General features: G+C 34.3%; 19 protein-coding genes. 15 read left to right on the top strand and 4 right to left on the bottom strand.

What is annotated here, in order from left to right:
• The first annotated feature begins 1 nt into the window (after position 1).
• From BM383_RS13090 to BM383_RS13080, 3 genes are read left to right on the top strand one after another with little or no spacing between them, the layout of a single operon-like run.
• Entirely contained in the window at positions 2–832 is an 831-nt protein-coding gene (locus tag BM383_RS13090) for a phosphatidate cytidylyltransferase (RefSeq protein WP_093025598.1), read from the top strand.
• The gene (locus BM383_RS13085) at positions 822–1,469 is read left to right on the top strand and encodes a phosphatidylserine decarboxylase family protein (protein WP_093025597.1); all 648 of its coding nucleotides are present in this window, start codon (positions 822–824) and stop codon (positions 1,467–1,469) included. Before BM383_RS13090 ends, BM383_RS13085 begins: the two co-directional genes overlap by 11 nt.
• A 2-nt stretch (positions 1,470–1,471) precedes the next feature.
• Entirely contained in the window at positions 1,472–1,741 is a 270-nt protein-coding gene (locus BM383_RS13080; protein ID WP_093025596.1) for an acyl-CoA-binding protein, read from the top strand.
• Positions 1,742–1,813: 72 nt separating this feature from the next.
• Here the strand turns inward: BM383_RS13080 and BM383_RS13075 are convergent, their stop codons facing one another.
• On the bottom strand, positions 1,814–4,447 hold the full coding sequence (locus BM383_RS13075; protein ID WP_093025595.1) for a valine--tRNA ligase: 2,634 nt from the start codon (positions 4,445–4,447) through the stop codon (positions 1,814–1,816).
• A gap of 124 nt (positions 4,448–4,571) precedes the next feature.
• Here BM383_RS13075 and BM383_RS13070 point away from each other — a divergent pair, with 124 nt between their 5' ends.
• Positions 4,572–5,000 (top strand): DUF1573 domain-containing protein, encoded by a 429-nt coding sequence (locus tag BM383_RS13070; RefSeq protein WP_093025663.1) that lies wholly within the window; start codon positions 4,572–4,574, stop codon positions 4,998–5,000.
• Between the two features lie 37 nt (positions 5,001–5,037).
• Here the strand turns inward: BM383_RS13070 and BM383_RS13065 are convergent, their stop codons facing one another.
• The gene (locus tag BM383_RS13065; RefSeq protein WP_093025594.1) at positions 5,038–6,351 is read right to left on the bottom strand and encodes an aspartyl protease family protein; all 1,314 of its coding nucleotides are present in this window, start codon (positions 6,349–6,351) and stop codon (positions 5,038–5,040) included.
• A gap of 147 nt (positions 6,352–6,498) precedes the next feature.
• Here BM383_RS13065 and BM383_RS13060 point away from each other — a divergent pair, with 147 nt between their 5' ends.
• The 9 genes from BM383_RS13060 to BM383_RS13020 all read left to right on the top strand — a co-directional run bounded on the left by BM383_RS13060 (position 6,499) and on the right by BM383_RS13020 (position 16,112).
• Complete coding sequence (locus tag BM383_RS13060) at positions 6,499–7,689, top strand: pyridoxal phosphate-dependent aminotransferase (RefSeq protein WP_093025593.1); 1,191 nt, start codon at positions 6,499–6,501, stop codon at positions 7,687–7,689.
• Positions 7,690–8,703 (top strand): UDP-N-acetylmuramate dehydrogenase, encoded by a 1,014-nt coding sequence (gene murB / locus BM383_RS13055; RefSeq protein WP_093025592.1) that lies wholly within the window; start codon positions 7,690–7,692, stop codon positions 8,701–8,703. It abuts the gene before it with no gap.
• Between the two features lie 58 nt (positions 8,704–8,761).
• Positions 8,762–8,968: a membrane or secreted protein gene (locus BM383_RS13050; RefSeq protein ID WP_093025591.1), complete on the top strand. Its 207-nt coding sequence runs from the start codon at positions 8,762–8,764 to the stop codon at positions 8,966–8,968.
• Positions 8,969–8,983: 15 nt separating this feature from the next.
• Positions 8,984–10,099 carry a glycosyltransferase gene (locus BM383_RS13045; protein WP_093025590.1) on the top strand — a complete coding sequence of 372 codons (1,116 nt, stop codon included), beginning with the start codon at positions 8,984–8,986 and terminating at the stop codon, positions 10,097–10,099.
• Complete coding sequence (locus BM383_RS13040; protein WP_093025589.1) at positions 10,090–10,653, top strand: RNA polymerase sigma factor; 564 nt, start codon at positions 10,090–10,092, stop codon at positions 10,651–10,653. Before BM383_RS13045 ends, BM383_RS13040 begins: the two co-directional genes overlap by 10 nt.
• Before the next feature lies 1 nt (position 10,654).
• The gene (locus tag BM383_RS13035; RefSeq protein ID WP_093025588.1) at positions 10,655–11,869 is read left to right on the top strand and encodes an Nramp family divalent metal transporter; all 1,215 of its coding nucleotides are present in this window, start codon (positions 10,655–10,657) and stop codon (positions 11,867–11,869) included.
• 70 nt (positions 11,870–11,939) lie between these two features.
• Positions 11,940–12,815 carry a lipoyl synthase gene (lipA, locus tag BM383_RS13030; RefSeq protein WP_093025587.1) on the top strand — a complete coding sequence of 292 codons (876 nt, stop codon included), beginning with the start codon at positions 11,940–11,942 and terminating at the stop codon, positions 12,813–12,815.
• 63 nt (positions 12,816–12,878) lie between these two features.
• Positions 12,879–13,874 carry a type I glyceraldehyde-3-phosphate dehydrogenase gene (gap, locus tag BM383_RS13025; protein ID WP_093025586.1) on the top strand — a complete coding sequence of 332 codons (996 nt, stop codon included), beginning with the start codon at positions 12,879–12,881 and terminating at the stop codon, positions 13,872–13,874.
• 132 nt (positions 13,875–14,006) lie between these two features.
• Positions 14,007–16,112, top strand: a complete 2,106-nt coding sequence (locus BM383_RS13020) for a tetratricopeptide repeat-containing hybrid sensor histidine kinase/response regulator (RefSeq protein ID WP_093025662.1) — start codon at positions 14,007–14,009, stop codon at positions 16,110–16,112.
• On the opposite strand, the gene lpxK is transcribed toward BM383_RS13020, so the two are convergent.
• The gene (lpxK, locus tag BM383_RS13015; protein ID WP_093025585.1) at positions 16,109–17,122 is read right to left on the bottom strand and encodes a tetraacyldisaccharide 4'-kinase; all 1,014 of its coding nucleotides are present in this window, start codon (positions 17,120–17,122) and stop codon (positions 16,109–16,111) included. The genes BM383_RS13020 and lpxK overlap by 4 nt on opposite strands.
• Before the next feature lie 81 nt (positions 17,123–17,203).
• Here lpxK and BM383_RS13010 point away from each other — a divergent pair, with 81 nt between their 5' ends.
• A complete protein-coding gene (locus BM383_RS13010) occupies positions 17,204–18,298 on the top strand; it encodes a Nif3-like dinuclear metal center hexameric protein (protein WP_093025584.1) in 1,095 nt (364 codons plus the stop codon).
• Positions 18,299–18,301: 3 nt separating this feature from the next.
• Positions 18,302–19,081 (top strand): zinc ribbon domain-containing protein, encoded by a 780-nt coding sequence (locus BM383_RS13005; protein WP_093025583.1) that lies wholly within the window; start codon positions 18,302–18,304, stop codon positions 19,079–19,081.
• 69 nt (positions 19,082–19,150) lie between these two features.
• On the opposite strand, the gene recQ is transcribed toward BM383_RS13005, so the two are convergent.
• Positions 19,151–21,352 carry a DNA helicase RecQ gene (recQ, locus tag BM383_RS13000; protein ID WP_093025582.1) on the bottom strand — a complete coding sequence of 734 codons (2,202 nt, stop codon included), beginning with the start codon at positions 21,350–21,352 and terminating at the stop codon, positions 19,151–19,153.
• Positions 21,353–21,395 lie beyond the last annotated feature (43 nt).

Below are 21,395 nucleotides of genomic sequence, written 5' to 3'. Positions count from 1 at the left end.
CATGAGAGAATTATTAAAAAGATGTATAACAGGCATCATTTACGTTGTTCTGGTTGTTGCGGCTGCTTGGCTGAATTCAGATGCGTTTGACTTTCTTTTCATGATATTTGGAATAGCCTGCTTACACGAATTTAAAAAAATGGTTCACCTGAAAGGATATTCTATTTTCATAGGTTTTCTACTGCTTTGGTGGATATTTATATATCTCTTAGAAGAAAAATCATCTGGAATCTATAAAGAAAATGCCGTAAACATTCTTATGGGGTTAACTTTGGTTACCAATCTTATCTTGATTAGAAACCTTTTCAGTAAAAAACAGCGAGATGGTATTCTATCCAAATTGCAGAAATACATTATCAGTTTGTTTTATATAGGTGCCGGTTGTATTTTTTTAACCATGATACCCTATCAAAACCATGCGTTTGCCAAAATGCTCATTATTGGTATTTTCATTCTTATTTGGGTTAACGATTCTTTCGCATATTTAACCGGACGTGCATTTGGCAAACGAAAATTATTTGAGCGAGTATCTCCAAAGAAAACCATAGAAGGTTTTATAGGAGGCCTCATTTTTGCCATTATTGCTTCAATCATTTTATTTAATTATACCGATGAAATGAACCTCACCAAATGGATAGCTTTAGCAATAGTCATAGTTATTTTTGGCACACTTGGTGATCTTGTGGAGTCGAAATTCAAAAGAACTGCCGGAGTTAAAGATAGTGGCGCTATTTTGCCTGGTCACGGCGGCATGCTAGATCGGTTAGATAGCCTTATTTTTGCAGCTCCATTTGCTTATGCCTGTATTCAATTTTTAAATTATGTTTCATAAAGAAGGACATCAAATCATTTTTAGTGCACTAGTAATGGCCATTGTATTGGTGTTGCTAGGTCATTTCTTTGTTGAAATATTTTGGATACAGAAAACAATCCAAATTGGATCCATTGTTTCCTTAATTCTTATTCTACAATTTTTCAGAAACCCAAAAAGAATATCTTCCATAAATGATGAACACGTACTATCTCCAGTTGATGGAAAAGTAGTAGTTATTGAGGAAGTTTTTGAAAAAGAATATTTCAACGAAAAAAGATTACAAGTTTCTATTTTCATGTCACCAGTAAACGTACACGTAACAAGATATCCGATAAGCGGGAAAGTTCTTTATAGTGAATATCACCCCGGAAAATACTTAGTAGCATGGCATCCTAAAGCTTCTGAAGAAAATGAAAGAACAACAGTAGTTCTGGAAAATGAAGTGTACGGTAAAGTCCTTTACAGGCAAATTGCCGGAGCTCTTGCCAAGCGCATCGTTAATTATGCTAGTGTTAATGAAGAAGTACATCAAGGTAATGATGCCGGGTTTATTAAATTTGGCTCCAGAGTAGACGTCTTTTTACCATTAGACGCAAAAATTAAAGTTTCCCTCAACCAAAAAGTAAAAGGCGGCATTGACGTTCTTGCAGATTAAAAATGACACATAAAAATTTAAATAAAGCTTTTGATGAAGCTGTTGAAAAAGTCAACAGTCACACCGGTAATTTTCCGGCAGATGTTTTGTTGCGTTTGTATGCGTATTACAAAATTGCTACACGCGATATGAGTAGTCCGGGAAGTAGAACTCCTTTAATCAACGCATTTAAAGCCAATGCACTTTTTCAGACGCAAGATTTGAAAACCGATGAAGCCAAAGAAAAATACGTGGAAGCTGTAAATAGATATTTCGACTCAATCAAAGAATAAGATTTAGAAATCATTATAAAAAAGGCGAGCTAAAAAATTTTAGCTCGCCTTTTTTATTGGATTGAAAATGTTTTATTTCAAACTAGTCAAACTAGCTTTAATCGTTTCTATTTTAGAAAGCGCATCGGCTTCTTTTTGCTTTTCTATGGCTACTACTTGTTCTGGTGCATTGTTTACAAAACGTTCGTTAGAAAGCTTTTTACGTACTGAATTTAAGAATCCTTCAGTATATTTTAATTCTTCTTCAAGCTTCGCAATTTCAGCTTCTACATCAATTGCTCCTGCTACTGGAATAAAATATTCATTAGATTTTACTCGGAAAGATAATGCTCCGTCTACTTGCTCATCTACATACGTCAATTCTTCAATATTACCCAATTTGGTAATTACCGCATCAAAAGCAGTAGTTGCTTTTTCGTTATTCAAAATTGATAATGACAAGCTGTCTTTATTAGGAATATTTTTTTCTTTACGAATGGTTCTAATTCCTGAAATAACCTCAGCAGTAAATTCAAATTCTTTCAACAAGTTTTCATCATACGAAGTAATTTCTGGCCATGCACTTACAATCAATGCAGTTTCTGGCGTGCGCTCTTCAATATGTTGCCAAATTTCTTCTGTTAAGAATGGCATGAACGGGTGTAAAATACGTAAGTTATCTTCAAACAAACCAATAACCTCTTTCAATGTTTTAGCATCTATTGGCTGTTGGTATGCTGGTTTTACCATTTCTAATAACCAAGAACAGAAATCGTCCCAAACCAATTTGTACGAAGCCATCAAAGCATCAGAAATACGGTATTTACTGAAGTGATCTTCAATCTCTACCAACGTCTTTTGCAACTTGTTCTTATACCAATCAATGGCAATTTTAGAAGCTTCAGGCTGCTCTATAGTTTCGCTTACTTCCCAACCGTTTACCAAACGGAAGGCATTCCAGATTTTGTTTGCAAATCCTTTTCCTTGCTGACATAAACCTTCATCAAACAATAAATCGTTACCAGCAGCTGAACTTAACAATAACCCAACACGAACACCGTCTGCACTATAATCTTCAATCAACTTCAACGCATCTGGAGAGTTTCCTAAAGATTTAGACATTTTACGACGTTGTTTGTCGCGCACCAATCCTGTTAAATACACATTGGTGAATGGTTTTTTATCTCTGTACTCGTACCCAGCAATAATCATACGTGCCACCCAGAAGAATAAAATATCTGGTCCGGTTACCAAATCATTGGTTGGATAATAGTATTCAATCTCTTTATTTTCTGGCTCTAAAATACCGTTGAAAACGCTAATTGGCCATAACCAAGAAGAGAACCAAGTATCTAGCGCATCACCGTCACGTTTTAAATCAGCTTCAGTTAAACTTGCGTTGCCTGATTTTTCTTGAGCTAGTTTTACAGCTTCTTCAATGGTTTCAGCAACTACAAAATCTTCTTTTCCGTCACCAAAATAATAAGCAGGAATTTGTTGTCCCCACCATAATTGACGCGAAATATTCCAATCACGGATGTTTTCCATCCAGTGACGATACGTATTTTCGAACTTTTTAGGGAAAAGCTTGATGTCTTCAGTTTCTAAAACTGACTCTAAAGCTGGTTTTACCAAATCTTCCATTTTCAAAAACCACTGATCTGACAAACGAGGTTCAATCACAGCTTTGGTTCTTTCAGAAGTACCAACTTTGTTAATATGCGTTTCAGTTTTTACTAAGAATCCTTTTTCTTCTAACTCTTTAGCAATCTCTTTACGTACTACAAAACGATCTTTTCCTTCGTAATGCAATCCGAAAGAATTCAAAGAAGCATCATCATTAAAAATATCGATTACTTCTAAGTCATGCTTTTCGCCAAGCACTTTATCGTTCTCATCGTGTGCAGGTGTTACTTTTAAACAACCCGTACCAAACTCAACATCTACATATTCATCTTCGATAATTGGAATCACGCGACCTACCAATGGAACGATGGCTTTTTTACCACGTAAATGCGCGTAACGCTCATCGTTTGGATTGATACAAATTGCGCTATCACCCAAAATAGTTTCCGGACGCGTAGTTGCAATGGTTACTTTTTCATCACTTCCTTCGATTGGATATTCTAAATAATACAAAGATCCTTGACGTTCTTCGTAAATTACTTCTTCGTCAGAAAGCGTTGTTTTTGCTTCCGGATCCCAGTTTACCATTCGGTATCCTCGGTAAATCAACCCTTTGTTGTACAAATCAACAAACACTTTGATTACAGAAGCGTACATATCATCATCTAGCGTGAATTTAGTACGATCCCAATCACAAGAACATCCTAGTTTTTTCAATTGCTCAAGGATAATCCCACCGTGCTTGTCTGTCCATTCCCAAGCGTGTTTCATAAATTCTTCACGCGTAAGATCGGCTTTGTTAATTCCTTCTTCTTTCAACTTAGCCACTACCTTAGCTTCAGTAGCAATAGAAGCATGATCGGTACCAGGTACCCAACAAGCGTTCATTCCTTTCAAGCGAGCTCTACGAATCAATACATCTTGAATGGTATTGTTCATCATATGCCCCATGTGCAACACACCAGTTACGTTTGGTGGTGGAATAACAATTGTATATGGTGTTCTTTCATCTGGTTCTGAATGAAAATAGTTGTTTTGCATCCAGTAATCGTACCATTTATTTTCTATGGTTGTAGCTTCGTATTTAGAAGGGATTTCCATGTTTGGTTCACTTTTTGTAATGTAAGCTGCAAAAGTAGCTATATCTACATGATTTTAAAAGCAATTAATATATTTTGATGCGATGCAGATTCTACTTACATTTACCCATCAAGATTTTTTAAAAATGAAAAAAATTCTACTATTCCTAGTTCTGCTTACTACTTCCGCTACCACTTTTGCGCAAGAGAAAGTAGCGCAGATTGAATTTAAAGAGAAGGAAATTAATTACGGAAATATAGCTAAAGGTAGTGACGGTGTTAGAACCTTTGAATTCACCAATACCGGAGATGCTCCCCTAGTTGTTTCGAAAGTATACTCTAGTTGCGGTTGTACCATTCCTAAAAAACCTGAAGACCCTATTGCTCCGGGACAAACCGGAATTATTGAGGTGAAATACGATACAAAACGTGTTGGTCCCATCAAGAAAACAATTACCGTTTATAGTAATGCAAAAGACAACCCAACAATTGCTTTAAGAATATCGGGAATTGTGGAAAACAAAACCGAGCAAAGTGTATTGATGAAAAAAACATCCATCATGGATAAGAAATAAGAAATAAAAGAAGCCTCTTCCAAAAGAGGCTTTTTCTTTATAATACTTTTTGAAGTACAAACTTAAATTTAAGTACTTCTCCTCTTCTATCAACAACTACTCTAATTTTCCTACCAGCTATTGTATTCATTAGCTGGTGTACCTGCTCCATGCTTTGACCTTCTATCAAAGTTCTATTTACAAACAGAATTACGTCTCCAACTCTCAATCCGGCTTCTGCAGCAGGTGAACCAGCACGTAGTTCCACTATTTCCAATGCATCAGCCAATCTATATTTTAACTGTTCTTGAAAAAAAACAGTAAATCCTTTACTTCCTTTTTCTATAAATTGGTTTGATCTATCTCCCTTCTTTTCTTCAATAATCTTAACTCCATTGTGACCTAAACGAATACCACTCATATTATAATAAAAATCCTTTCTGAACTTATTTGATTTTTTTAACCGTAACCACATATCACGATAATTGAAAGTCACCTGAAATCTACTAAGTACTTCCCCTCCTATACTACCGTCCCTCTCTTCATATTTTTTAGCGAAGGAGAAATATTCTTCATCAGGAAAAGCGCATTTTACTTCCTTCAACTCAAAATCATTCAATAAAAGTGAATTTACTTTACTCCGCTTTCCATGAATCTCACCACTAAGCCCTTTACCTAAAAAATCTTCAAAATTTCTTTCTGGAACGCTGAGACTATCATTTTTAAACAACCAAATAGCGTCACTATTACCTGTATCCAATAAAACATCAATATCTCTAAATTCGTTGTTCAACTCAACCCTTAAATTGACATATGGCTTACTATTTTTAAAAACCAAAGGGATTTCGGTTTCTCTTTTTCCGAGCTTTTTCTTTTTATAATTTTCATAAGGATAAAATCGTAATTTCTTTTTATCGTAATTGATTTGAACTACAAAATCCTTCAATAAATCAAAACCAATAATACCATGAACAGTCACTCCCAATCGTTTTGAGAAATTAATTTCTTCGTCCAAAACAATAAAAATTTCATGATCTAGATCCAACAAATTCCCAATATGCATTTCATTATGCTTGCTATGAATAGCGATAAAAGGCTCTTTTTTTCCTAAACCTTTTAGGTAAATTTCTTCCTGATGATCAAACTTCAAGGAATCTTTTCCAGACAGATTTAGTACTACAGATTTGTTAACACCAGAATCCAGCACAAAATTCAAAGGAACTCCGTTTACAATCACTGGAATAAATATCAAATTACCCACTGAAGTAAATGACATTTCTTCGTATTTCTTATTACTGGTAAACTCAAAGTTTTGAGCATTTACAAAGGCTGAAATAAAGACTAGAAATAAAATTATTCTCAAATTTTTCATTTCATTTTATCAAATCGACATTAAACACTATAATTTACAAAAAATATTACACCCTTTGTAAGGTCTATAGAAATTAACTTCAGTGATGATAATTCGCTATTTATTTCCATAATAATTTTGCACCTTTGCGCTGAAAAATTTGAGATTATGCCAGCAATATCTATCAAAGGGATTCACATGCCGGAATCCCCGATCAGAAAATTGGTTCCGTATGCAGAAGCAGCTAAAAAAAGAGGAACCAAAGTTTACCATTTAAACATTGGTCAACCTGACATTAAAACTCCCAAAATAGCAATGGATGCAGTAAAAAATGCTGACATTGATGTTTTGGAATATAGCCGCAGTGAAGGCTCTGAAACGTACCGAGAAAAAATTGCAGCATACTACAAAAAGAATAAAGTAAACGTTACTGCAAACGATATTATGGTCACCACCGGTGGTTCGGAAGCGCTACTTTTTGCTTTGGGAACCATTGCAGATCCTGAAGATGAAATTATTATTCCAGAACCATTCTATGCTAACTACAATGGTTTTGCAACTTCTGCAAACATTAAAGTGGTTCCTGTAGTTTCTAAATTTGAAGACAACTTTGCTTTACCAGCAATTGAAGAATTTGAAAAACTAATTACCGATAAAACCAAAGCCATTTTAATTTGTAACCCAGGAAATCCAACGGGTTATTTATACTCTAAAGAAGAAATTCAAAAACTTGCAGCAATCGTCAAAAAACATGATTTGTTTTTGATTGCTGATGAAGTATACAGAGAATTTGTTTATGATGGAATTGAGCATTATTCAATTCTTCAAGAAGAAGGAATGGATGATTACGCTATCATCATCGATTCTGTTTCTAAAAGATATAGCATGTGTGGCGCAAGAATTGGTTGTTTAGTTTCAAAAAACAAAGCCGTAATGACTACCGCTTTAAAATTTGCTCAGGCAAGATTGTCGCCTCCAACACTTGCGCAAATTGCTTGCGAAGCTGCTTTGGAAACTCCGCAATCTTATTTTGATGAAGTAAATGCTGAATATGTAGACAGAAGAAACACGGTAATTGAAGCGCTTGAAAAAATTGAAGGTGTTCGCGTAGCAAAGCCAAAAGGAGCTTTTTACTGTATTGTAGAACTTCCTGTAAAAAATGCAGATCATTTTGCACAATGGCTTTTAGAAAGTTATGATCTAGAAGGCGAAACGGTTATGGTTGCTCCTGCTGCCGGATTTTATTCTACGCCAAATATTGGCTTGAATCAAGTACGTATTGCCTATGTTTTAAAGAAAGAAAACCTATTAAAATCGGTTCACATTCTTAAAGAAGCATTGAAAGTATATCCAAACTAAATGAATGTTCAAGAAAACATATCACTAAAAAAATACAACACTTTTGGAATTGATGCCAAAGCAAAACTTTTTGCAAGCATTGATTCCGAAAGTGATCTGAAAGCTATTTTAAAAGAATATCAAAACGAACCTAAATTTATTTTAGGTGGCGGCAGCAATATGCTTTTAACCAAAGATGTGGAGCTATTGGTTCTTCATATCAATCTTAAAGGAATAGCAATTGAAGAAGAAACAGCTGATCATGTTTTTGTAACCGCACAAGCTGGTGAAAATTGGCATCAATTTGTACTTTGGTGTATTGATCAAAATTTTGGTGGTGTTGAAAACCTATCATTAATCCCAGGAAATGTAGGTACCTCTCCCGTTCAGAATATTGGTGCATATGGTGTAGAATTGAAAGATGTATTTGAAAGTTGTGAAGCTATAGAAATAGAGACTCAAGAATCTCGAACTTTCACCAAAGATGATTGTGAATTTGGTTATCGCGAATCTGTTTTCAAAACTAGTGAAAAAGGAAAATACATCATCACAAACGTTACTTTTAAACTAACAAAAAAAGAGCACGTTTTAAAAACTGAATACGGAGCAATTCAAAATGAATTAGCTAAAAACAATATTGAAACGCCAACGATCAAATCAATTTCTAACGCGGTTATTGCTATTCGCCAAAGTAAATTACCAGATCCTAATGAAATTGGCAACAGTGGTAGTTTCTTCAAAAATCCTGTGATAGGAAAAGAGGCTTTCGAAATTTTCCAAAGTAAACATCCTGAAACTCCTTTCTATCAAGTGTCAGCCACAGAATTTAAAATTCCTGCTGGTTGGCTTATAGAACAAAGTGGATTTAAAGGACAACGTTTTGGCGATGCCGGAGTTCATAAAAATCAAGCCTTGGTACTGGTTAATTATGGAAATGCCACAGGAAATGAAATTTTGGAACTCTCCAGAAAAATTCAAAATACCGTTTTAGAAAAATTCAATATCAGCATAGAAGCAGAGGTTAACATAGTTTAAGGGAAACCCTTGCGCTATTACAGCATCTTTGCGTAACTTTGCAACAAATACTAGCATTATGAAAGTTTTTATAATCACAACAATATTATTAGGATTAGCTTTTGCCGGAATTGCTATTAAAATTTGGGCTAAAAAGGATGGAAAGTTTGCAGGAACCTGTGCTAGCCAAAGTCCGTTTTTAAATAAAGATGGTGAAGCATGTAGTTTTTGCGGTAAAATGCCGGAAGAACAAGAATGCAGAAATCAAGAAAAATTTCAGAACTAACTGTAGCTGCACTATATGGTTACAGTTTTATTCATTCTTTTTATTGCTGTAGTTTGCGTTCAAGCAATTTATTACCTCGGTATTTTCAGCAATTTTGCTTTCTCAAAGAAAAAATCAAACACTTATAACACAACCGAAACTATTCCAGTTTCGGTTTTAGTTTGCGCTAAAAATGAAGCTGACAATCTTCGACAGAATCTTCCTAAACTATTAGCGCAACGTTACCCTAACTTTCAATTGGTATTAATCAATGACGCTTCCTACGACGAAACTTTAGATGTTATGGAAGAATTTGCAGCAATGCATGACAACATCAAAATTGTAAACGTAGAGAACAACGAAGCTTTTTGGGGAAAGAAAAAATACGCTTTAGTTTTAGGTATCAAGGCTGCTAAATACAACCATATGCTTTTTATAGATGCTGATTGTTATCCTTCTAGTGAATTCTGGATCAAAGAAATGGCTTCAAATTTCAACAAGGAAAAGACAATCGTTTTAGGTTACGGCGGATACAAAAAAATCAAAAACTCATTGGCAAACGCACTTACTAGATTTGAAACTGTTTTTGCGGCTATGCAATATTTTTCGTTCGCAAAAATAGGCATGCCTTATATGGGCGTGGGTAGAAATTTGGCTTATCACAAGAATGAATTCAACAAAACAAGCGGTTTTATTAGTCATATGCACATTCGTAGTGGTGATGACGACTTGTTTGTAAACGAAGCGGCAACCGCAAAAAACACTTCCATTTGTTTTAATGAAGAAGCTTTCACTTATTCTACTTCTAAGAAAAGTTTGAAAGCCTGGTTTACACAAAAGAGAAGGCATGTTTCTACGGCTAGTCATTATAAAAAATCACATCAGGTTATTTTAGGACTGTTTTACATTTCACAATTCTTTTTCTGGCTATTGGCTATTTTACTTTTAAGCTTTCAACACCAATTAATCATTACAGGAGCATTGATAGGTTTTCGTATGCTCATGCAATATTTTGTATTTGGTTTTACCGCTAGCAAATTGAAAGAAACTAAATTACTTTGGCTTTTACCTTTTTATGAAATTTTCCTTATCATCTTACAATTCTGTATCTTTATAGTTAATTTCACTTCAAAACCTGTAGATTGGAAATAACTCCGGAAAAAATTCAACACCATATTCAATTAGCAAAAAAAGGAGATCAGAACGCATTTCGTTTTTTGCTGGATACGTATTGGAATGATGTGTATGGTTTTCAATTAGTAAGAACTAAAAATGAAAACGATGCTGAAGACATCACCATTCAAACTTTTTCCAGAGCTTTTGATAAGATTGATACTTTTGATGATCAATATGTATTTAAAACCTGGCTTATCACCATTTCAAAGAATCTACATATTGATTTGGTACGAAAAAGAAAAAGTAGCATTCGTCACAAAACAATTCAAAATGAAGATGATGCCGTTTATGAAGTTGCTGATGATGCTCCTACTGCAGAAGACATTTTGATTCAAGAGCAAAACCTTGCTAAATTATTGAAATACATTAAGCGACTGAAACCACATTATCAAGAGGTTATTCAGCTTCGTTATTTTCAGGAAATGACTTACGAGGAAATTTCAGATACTATTCAAGAACCAATGAATAATGTAAAAGTAAAACTTTTACGAGCCAAAAAACTACTGGCAGAGATCATCAAGAAAAAATAGCATGAGTATTTTCAAGAAATTAGGTCCCGGACTCTTGTTTGCCGGCGCGGCAATTGGTGTTTCGCATTTGGTGCAAAGTACCCGGGCTGGAGCCGAATTTGGTTTTGGACTTATCTGGGCATTGCTATTGGTAAATCTCTTTAAATATCCGTTTTTCAAATTTGCTCCACAATATGCTATGGCTACAGGCGAAAGTGTTCTACATGGTTATAAAAAACTTGGCACTTGGGTATTGTGGATCTATTTCATTTTGAACATAGCCACTATGTTTACCATACAAACTGCTGTAACTATTGTAACCGCCGGTTTAGCAGCTAATTTATTTGGCATTACGGCAAATCCAGTTATCTGGAGTGTGATCATCAGTATCATTTGTGTAGCTATCTTAATTATTGGAAAATATAAATTGCTAGATACTTTAATGAAAATTATTGTTTCTACACTTACAATTTCTACCATTGTAGCACTTTGCATTGCTTTTTTCAATACTGAAGAAGCACAAAGCTGGCAACAAATTTTACCAACAGACACCGCATCTATTGCTTTTTTAATTGCTTTTATGGGTTGGATGCCTGCTCCTATTGATGTTTCTATTTGGCAATCACTTTGGGCTTTGGAAAAAAATAAAGACGATAAAGAATATGATGCAAAGTCTTCCATGTTCGATTTTAATTTTGGTTACATCGCAGCAACTATTATTGGTTTATTATTTATTGGACTTGGCGCTTTGATCATGTTTCATTCCGAAGAAAAGTTTAGTGCAAATGCTACTCAGTTTGCAGGGCAATTAATTAACATGTACACCACAAACCTAGGAAAGGGAACGTATTTTCTAATTGCCATCGCAGCTTTTACAACCATGTTTAGCACCACGCTAACCACTACCGATGCTTCACCTAGAGTTATGGCGACCACAACCGAATTACTTTTAGGCAGAAAACAAAAACATGCATACGGTATTTGGGTAGTAATTCTTATGTTGGGTACTTTGAGCATCTTTCTTTTCTTCCTTTCAGAAATGAAAATTTTAGTCCAGATCGCTACAGTGCTTTCTTTTGTAACAGCTCCTTTTTATGCGATTGCTAATTATAAGTTGATCACTTCCAAACATACTCCAGAAAATTGGCGACCAAATCTTGTACTAAAAGTACTTAGCATTGCAGGAATTTTATTTCTTATAGGATTTAGTATTTGGTATTGCTCTACTTTCATTTAACAGAACTCACAAGAAAGCATTCTTAAAATCAGTTATTAGTTTGTATCTTTGCTTTCCAAATTCATAATGTATGAGCACAGAAACTGTAAATAGTGTAGCGCCACCAAAAAGCAAACCAAAATGGTTACGTGTAAAATTACCAACCGGTAAAAAATATACAGAACTTCGAGGTTTGGTTAACAAATATGATTTACATACAATTTGTACATCGGGAAGTTGCCCAAATATGGGTGAATGCTGGAGTGAAGGTACTGCCACATTTATGATTCTTGGAAATATTTGTACCAGAAGCTGTGGATTTTGTGGTGTGAAAACCGGAAGACCCGAAACAGTTGACTGGGAAGAACCAGAAAAAGTAGCTCGTTCTATTAAACTTATGAAGATAAAGCATGCGGTAATTACTTCAGTAGACCGCGATGATATCAAAGATATGGGATCAATCATTTGGGGCGAAACTGTAAAAGCCATTAGAAGAATGAATCCTGAAACTACCATGGAAACCTTAATTCCGGATTTTCAAGGTGTAGAAAGAAATATAGACAGAATTGTTGCTGTAGCTCCAGAAGTGGTTTCGCACAATATGGAAACTGTAAGAAGATTAACTCGTGAGGTTAGAATTCAAGCAAAATACGATAGAAGTTTAGAAGTTTTAAGATACCTAAAAGACCAAGGGATCAACAGAACCAAATCTGGTATTATGCTTGGTTTAGGAGAAACTGAAAAAGAGGTTATTGAAACGTTGGAAGACTTACGCAAAAACAATGTAGATGTTGTAACGATAGGTCAATATTTACAACCCTCTAAAAAGCATTTACCTGTAAAACAATTCATTACTCCAGATCAGTTTCAAAAATATGAAACCATCGGAAAAGAATTAGGTTTCAGACATGTAGAAAGTAGTGCATTGGTAAGATCTTCTTACAAAGCTCACAAACATATTGACTAACACGTACAAGTATTTAATCATATAGATTCCCGCCAAAAGCGGGAATTTTTGCTTCAAATTCAAATGAAAAATATAAGAGTTGCCATTAATGGTTTTGGAAGAATTGGAAGAACAGTATTCAGATTACTTCAATCTCACCCAAATATTCAAGTAGTTGCCATCAATGATTTGGCCGACAGCCGAACTTTGAGTCATTTGTTAAAATACGATAGTATTCACGGTGTTTTACCAAATAACATAAGTTACGATGAACAACACATTATCAATAACGGAGAGAAAGTCAGACTTTTAAATGAATCTCAGATAGAAAAACTTGACTGGACACCTTTTGATGTTGATATCGTAGTAGAAGCAACTGGCAAACACAAAACTAGAGAAAAATTAGAGCATCATATTTCCAATGGTGCTAAAAAAGTTATACTATCTGTTCCACCGGAAGATGACAGCATTAAAATGATAGTACTTGGCGTAAATCATCAAATCCTAGATGGTACAGAAACCATAGTTTCCAATGCTTCATGCACCACAAATAACGCCGCTCCAATGCTAAAAGTGATTAATGAACTTTGCGGAATTGAACAAGCGTATATTACCACCGTGCATTCCTACACTACAGACCAAAGTTTACACGACCAACCACACAAAGATTTACGTAGAGCACGTGCTGCAGGACAAAGTATTGTACCTACAACAACAGGAGCCGCTAAAGCATTGACAAAAATTTTTCCAGAATTATCAGATGCTATGGGAGGTTGTGGAATTAGAGTTCCGGTTCCTGATGGTTCTATGACAGATATTACACTGAACGTAAAAAAAGAAACTAGTATTCAAGCTATAAACGATGCTTTTAAAATAGCTTCAGAAACAAATTTAAAAGGATATTTAGCCTATACCGAAGACCCAATTGTCTCCATTGACGTGGTAGACAATCCTGCATCTTGTCTGTTCGATGCCGGCATGACATCTGTTATAGACAACATGGTTAAAATTATTGGCTGGTATGATAATGAAGTAGGTTATTCTAATCGTTTGATTGATTTAATGTATTATATTTCATAATATTGCTATATTTGAGCCTTATTTGTTTCAATGAAACTTAGTTTTCTAAAAATATTTTTTGCCCTATCAATCCTTCTGGTATCTAACTTTTCTTTTGGTTTTCAAAAAAGTATAGACAGCGTTGCCGTACTTATGAATGAAGCTTACCAATTAAAAAATGAATCAGAAGCTTCGAAGGCTATAAAGAAAGCAAACCATCTTTTAAAATACGCGGAAAGAAATGATAGAAGCCAAATTGGTGCTTCTTACTATCTATTGGCCGAAATCTATTATAACATTTACAAATTAGAAACCGCCTTAAAATACACTCAGGCTGCAGAAGAATCTCTGTTAAACAGTAAAGACTTCTACCATCTGGCAATGAATAAGATATGTAAAGCAAAAATATATCTTGGCCTTCAAAAAACAGATGAAGCAGAAAAACAACTTTCAGAAGCAAAGAGCATCCTTAAAAAACATAATTCTAGAGAATATCTAGGAAATGCTTATATCATTGACGGATTACTTTATGAGCAATTGAATGATATCAATTTAGCTATAAAATTTTATGAGCGCGCTATTTCGGTACCATTTTACAACAAAAATGAGCAAGATTTTTTAATTTCCTTTACTTTCCAAAGACTTGCTGAAAATTACAACAACACAGGAAACATCAGTAAAGCTAGAAGTTTCATAGACCAATCTTTAGCACTCGCTCAGAAAAATAATTACAAAGAACTACTACTAGAAGATCTTCAGATAAATAGTAAGATCTATGAAAGTGAAAACAAATACGAAGAATCTCTGGCTGCTCTAAAAGAATATTATAAAATGTTTCATGAACTATACAATCCTGAAACATTACTAAATAGAGAAATAACTGCGGACCAAGCAGAATTAAGCTTCAAAGACGAACTTTTGGCCACAAGAGATCAAAAAATGCTGGAAAATAAAGAAAAACTTGACAAGTCAAATCTAACTTCTATTTTCACTTCAGCTTTATTAATTATAATTTCATTGTTAACCATTTCTCTTTACAGAAACAATCAAATAAAGGTAAAAACAAATGAGTTACTCGTTAAAAAGAACAATGAACTTCTTCTAGCAAAGGAAAATGCAGTGAATGCCATGAAGGCGAAGACTCAATTCCTTTCTACCGTAAGTCACGAGCTTAGAACTCCACTTTACGCTGTAACAGGATTAACGCATTTATTACTACAAGAAAACCCAACAGAAAATCAAAAAGAGCATTTAAAATCTTTAAAATTTTCTGGGGAATACTTACTTACATTTATCAATGATATTCTTCAGATAAATAAGATGGAAGCGAAAAAATTAACGGTTCAACACATTCCGTTTAGTTTAGAAGAAACCATGTCTGAGGTGATCAATTCGCTATCGCAAACAGCAAAAGAAAACAACAATACGGTTTCATTAGAAATGGACAAAAAAATTCCATTACAACTGATGGGCGATCCATTAAAGCTTTCTCAAATTTTTATAAACCTTGTTGGAAATGCTTTAAAATTCACGGAAAATGGTAGAGTTGAACTATTCGCAAGTGTTATTAGTGAAACCGACAAAAACTTCTCCATCCATTTTGAAGTAAATGATAACGGTATTGGGATTTCTGAAGAAGTCCAAAAAAATATTTTTGAAAGTTTTGCGCAAGGTTCTATTCAGATCAATAGAAAATATGGCGGAACAGGACTTGGATTAACCATTGTGAAAAACTTATTGGAACTTCTACATAGTGATATTGAATTAAAAAGTACCGAAAATGTAGGAAGTACTTTCTCTTTTGATATTACTTTTGAAAAGGCTGCAGAGACTGTGGTCGTAGAAGAAGTAGCTTCACCTGATTACGACATAGAAAATACATTAAGAGGTCTTCATATTTTACTAGTTGAAGATAATAAAATCAATCAAGTGATTACCAAAAAGATGCTTATTCAAAAGCAAATTACTTGTGAGATTGCAGATGATGGTTACAAAGCAATAGAATTAGCTCAGGATAGAAAGTTCGATTTAATCTTGATGGATATTCATATGCCGGGAATTAGCGGACTCAAGGCAACTTCTGAAATTAGAAAATTCAACACACAAATACCTATCATTGCCCTAACCGCAATTTCATTAGACGAAAACACAGATGACTTCTTTGAAGTAGGATGCTCAGACATTATTACAAAACCTTTTAAACCAGAAGAGTTTTATAAGAAAATTGCTCTAAACATTACGAGTAGTAGTAATGCTTAATTCTTATGAAACCTATCTATAAACGTTATTAGGTTCCTCTGAAAAAGTTCCTCATCTCCTAAAAACGAAGTCTCTATAGGCAGGTAATAAATATTATTAAGCTTATTTTGGAGTCGTACATAATCTTTCTCTGTAGTAATAATCATTTCTTTTTTTCTTAATTGAGCGATTTCATTATCAGAAAAATTATGATGATCTGGATAAGACAAATGTTCAAATTGAAGATTTTGCTCTTTCAAATAATTCACCAGATAGGTCGGTTTTGCAATCCCTGTAACCAAGGTAAAGGATAAATTTTGCAGAGAATTTAAATACAAAGTTTCAGCTTTTCCTACAATTTTATCACCATACGAAATTGATGTAAAATAAACTTTCTGGTGCGCTTCGGGTTTCAGTTTTGTGATAACTCTTTCTTTATCTTTTTCGGTTATTCCTTCCGGACATTTGGTAATCACAATACAAGCTGCTCTTTTCGCCTGATTTTTTGTATCACGAAGGTTTCCTGTTGGTAACATGAAATCATCCACAAAAAGACTATCAAACGTGGTTAACAACACATAATAACCAGCTTGCACTTTTCTATGTTGATATGCATCATCCAGCAGTAATACTTCAGGAAGTTTTTCGCTATTCTGCAACTGTTGGATTCCATTTCTCCTATCTGCATCAACTGCAATAATAGCATCAGGAAAGTTTGAAAATAACTGAAAGGGTTCATCTCCTATCTCTTCAACAGTAGTCCTTTCATTGGCTACATAAAATCCTTCTGATTTTCTTTTATAACCTCTACTTAGCATCCCTACGGAATATTTTTCTTTTAAAAATTTCAGCATGTAGGCAGTCATTGGCGTTTTACCGGTTCCGCCAACGCTTAGATTTCCAATTACGATCAAAGGAAAATTATACGTTTTACTTTTTAGAAATTGAATATCATACATGTAATTCCTTATGAGAACAATTGCTCCATAAAGTACCGAAAAAGGAAATAAGAAGTATCTAAGAATGTGCATTCATAATTATTTTCAAAACGAAAGTAGCGCATTTTAAGCGTTCAGAAAAATAAATTACTTTTGTAGTACAATAAGAATTTTATGATAGTTCAAAACGTTATTCAAGCAATTGAAAAACTAGCTCCTTTACCGTATGCCGAAGATTTTGATAATGTAGGACTACTGGTTGGGCAGCGAACTCAGGAAGTTACCGGAGTTTTGGTCACCCTAGATACACTGGAAAATATAGTTGATGAAGCTATAGAAAACAACTGTAATCTTATCGTGAGTTTTCATCCGATCATCTTTGGTGGTCTTAAAAAAATAAACGGTTCTAATTATATAGAACGCGTTGTATTAAAAGCTATAAAAAATGATATTGCCATTTATGCAATGCATACCGCACTTGACAATCAAATCAACGGAGTAAATGGTAAAATTTGTGATGTTTTAGGATTAGAAAATAGAACCGTTCTTATCCCACAGAAAGGGACTATTAAAAAATTAGTCACTTTTGTTCCTAAGTCCAATGCTGAAAAAGTACGTAATGAACTTTTTGATGCAGAAGGTGGCTCCATTGGAAATTATGATCATTGCAGTTTTAACGTAGAAGGCACAGGAACTTTTAAAGGAAACGAAGCTTCTAATCCAGTTATTGGTGAAAAAGGTAAAGTTCATTTTGAAGAAGAAGTTCAAATTAGCATCACTTTTCCTAAACATGCTGAAAGCAAAATTTTGAAAGCTTTGTTCACAGCGCATCCTTATGAAGAAGTGGCTTATGAGATCACTACTCTCGAAAATAAGAATCAGCATATTGGAATGGGAATGATTGGCGAATTACCGGAAGCCATGGAAGAGCTTGATTTTCTTCACTATTTAAAAGAAAAAATGAATACCGATTGTATTCGTCATTCAGCCTTACGAAATAAACCTGTTAAAAAAGTGGCGGTTCTTGGCGGAAGTGGAGCTTTTGCCATTTCTAATGCAAAAAATGCGGGAGCAGACGTTTATATAACTGCAGATGTAAAATATCATGAATTTTATAAAGCTGAAAATCAACTTATTGTTGCAGATATTGGACATTATGAGAGTGAACAGTTTACAAAAAATTTATTAGTAGAGCATCTTACAAAAAATTTTCCTAATTTTGCAATCATTTTATCAACTAGAAATACGAATCCCATCAAGTATTTATAAGACATGACAAAAAAAACTGAAGTTACCGTAGAAGAGAAACTTAGAGCGCTTTACGATCTACAATTAATAGACTCTAGAATTGATGAGATACGAAACATGCGTGGTGAATTACCACTAGAAGTAGAAGATCTTGAGGATGAGGTTGAAGGTTTAAAAACCCGCATGCAAAAGCTTACAGGTGAATTAGACGATCTAAACGACCAAATAGGCAACAGAAAAAATCTTATAGAAGAAGCTAAAACTTTGATCAAAAAGTATAGCGAACAACAAAAAAACGTAAGAAATAACAGAGAATACAACTCTATTACTAAAGAAATTGAATATCAAGAATTAGAGATTCAATTGGCTGAAAAACACATTCGTGAGTTTAAAGCGCAAATAGAGCAAAAGAAAGAAGTTATCTCTAAAACAAAAGAACGTTTAGGAGACAGAGAAAGTCACTTAAAGCACAAAAAAGAAGAACTTGATTCTATTTTAGCTGAAACTGAAAAAGAAGAAAAAGCTCTTTTTGACAAGTCTGAAGAATATGCTGAGCAAATTGATGACAGACTAGTAAAAGCTTATAAGAGAATTCGTGGAAGCGTTAAAAATGGATTGGCTGTAGTTTCTATTGAAAGAGGAGCTTCTGGTGGATCTTTCTTTACAATTCCTCCACAAATTCAGATGGAAATTGCTGCTCGTAAAAAAATTATTACTGATGAGCATAGTGGACGTATTTTAGTTGACCCTGCTTTAGCTGATGAAGAAAAAGATAAAATGGATCAATTATTTGCTTCTATTTAATCTTCTAGAAAATTATAGAAACAAAAAACCTCGCAATTGCGAGGTTTTTTGTTTTATGACTATTTCAAATTAATTAGCTACATCGCTAATAAATTTGATTCTATACAATCTGATTTCTTCATCTTCATAATCACCATCAAACTCTTCCATAGCTACAGAAACTTTATCTGTTTCCGCCTCTAAGAAATAATCGTGTAACTCCTCTTGTTGATCTTCGTCTAGAATTTCATCTATCCAATAATCAATATTCAACTTTGTACCACTATAAACGATTTGCTCCATTTCTTTAATGAAATTTTCCATCTCCAAACCTTTAGCGCGCGCTATATCGTCCAATGATAATTTTCTATCAACACTTTGAATAATAAAGAGTTTTAAGGATGAATTTGCTCCAGTACTTTTCACCACCAAATCATCTGGCCTTGTAATATCATTATCCTCAACATATTGTGTAATGAATTTCACAAAATCCTTCCCATATTTCTTGGCCTTCCCTTCTCCTACTCCGTAAACTGAACCCAATTCTTCAATGGTCATAGGATATTTTAAAGCCATATCCTCCAATGAAGGATCTTGAAAAACTACAAAAGGAGGAACTTCTAGACGCTTAGCAACTTTTTTACGAAGATCTTTAAGCATCTTAAGTAGTTGCTCATCTGTTACTGCTCCACCAGATTTCCCTACTGTAACAATTGAATTATCATCCGTTTCTTCATAGGTATGATCTTCTGTCATCATAAAAGAAACTGGCTTTTTAATGAACTTCTCACCTTCTTTTGTCAAATATAAAACACCATAAGTTTCTATATCTTTACGCAAATAACCAGCTACCAAAACTTGACGAATTAAAGCCATCCAATATTTTGAATCTTGATCCTTTCCTGCAGCAAAAAAGGGCTGTTCGTCTGTTTTATGAGATTTAATCAAAGCATTAACTTTACCAACTAAAGTATTCACTACCTCTTTTGCCTTGTATTTCTGCTTTGTTTTTTGAACTATTTCTAAAAGAACAGCTACATCATTTTGAGCTTCGTGCTTTTTCTTTGGATTTCTGGTATTGTCATCCATTTCTGCACCATCACCATTCACTTCGTCAAATTCTTCTCCGAAATAGTGTAAAATAAATTTTCTACGAGACATTGAGGTTTCAGCATAGGCAACCATTTCTTGTAAAAGTGCATGACCAATCTCTTGTTCAGCAACAGGTTTACCAGCCATAAATTTCTCTAATTTCTCAATATCCTTATAAGCATAAAATGCTAAACAATGCCCTTCGCCACCATCTCTACCGGCTCTACCAGTTTCTTGATAATAACTTTCAATACTTTTTGGAATATCATGGTGAATTACAAAACGCACATCGGGTTTATCAATCCCCATTCCAAAAGCAATAGTTGCTACCACCACATCTACATCTTCCATCAAAAACATATCTTGATGTTTAGCTCTGGTTTTTGCGTCTAGACCAGCGTGATAGGGTACTGCAGAAATTCCATTCACCTGTAAAACTTGAGCTAATTCTTCAACTCGTTTTCTACTTAAACAATAGATAACTCCAGATTTACCTGAATTTTGTTTTACAAACCGAATAATATCTGCATCAACATTTTTGGTTTTTGGACGTACTTCGTAATATAAATTAGGACGATTGAACGACGCCTTAAAAGTATTGGCATCGGTCATTCCTAAGTTTTTCAAAATATCCTCCTGTACTTTTGGTGTAGCCGTGGCCGTCAAGGCTATGATAGGAATATCATCACCCAAACGTTTGATAATGTTACGCAAATTTCGGTATTCAGGCCTAAAGTCATGACCCCATTCCGAAATACAGTGTGCCTCATCTACAGCGACAAAAGATATTTTTACGGAGTTTAAAAATTCTATGTTTTCATCTTTGGTAAGCGACTCGGGGGCTACATATAAAAGTTTTGTAATACCTTCCTTGATATCACTTTTTACTTTTTTAACTTCGGTTTTGTTGAGGGAAGAGTTTAAAACATGTGCAATTCCTTCTTCCGATGAAATACCTCTTAAGGCATCAACCTGATTCTTCATCAAAGCTATTAAGGGGGAAACAACTATGGCTGTACCTTCTTCCACTAATGCTGGAAGTTGGTAGCATAACGATTTTCCTCCTCCGGTAGGCATAATAACAAAAGTATTTTCTTTGTTTACTATGCTCTTGATGACATCTTCTTGTAAGCCTTTAAACTGGTTGAAACCAAAGTAATGTTTAAGCGCCTTATGCAAGTCAATTTCAACTGAACTCATGCTATCGTTTTACTATTTTACATACATTTGCATTAATAAAGAT

The organism is Pustulibacterium marinum, assembly GCF_900116665.1.
Classification (GTDB): Bacteria; Bacteroidota; Bacteroidia; order Flavobacteriales; family Flavobacteriaceae; genus Pustulibacterium; species Pustulibacterium marinum.
This window is presented reverse-complemented; position numbering and strand designations above follow the sequence as displayed.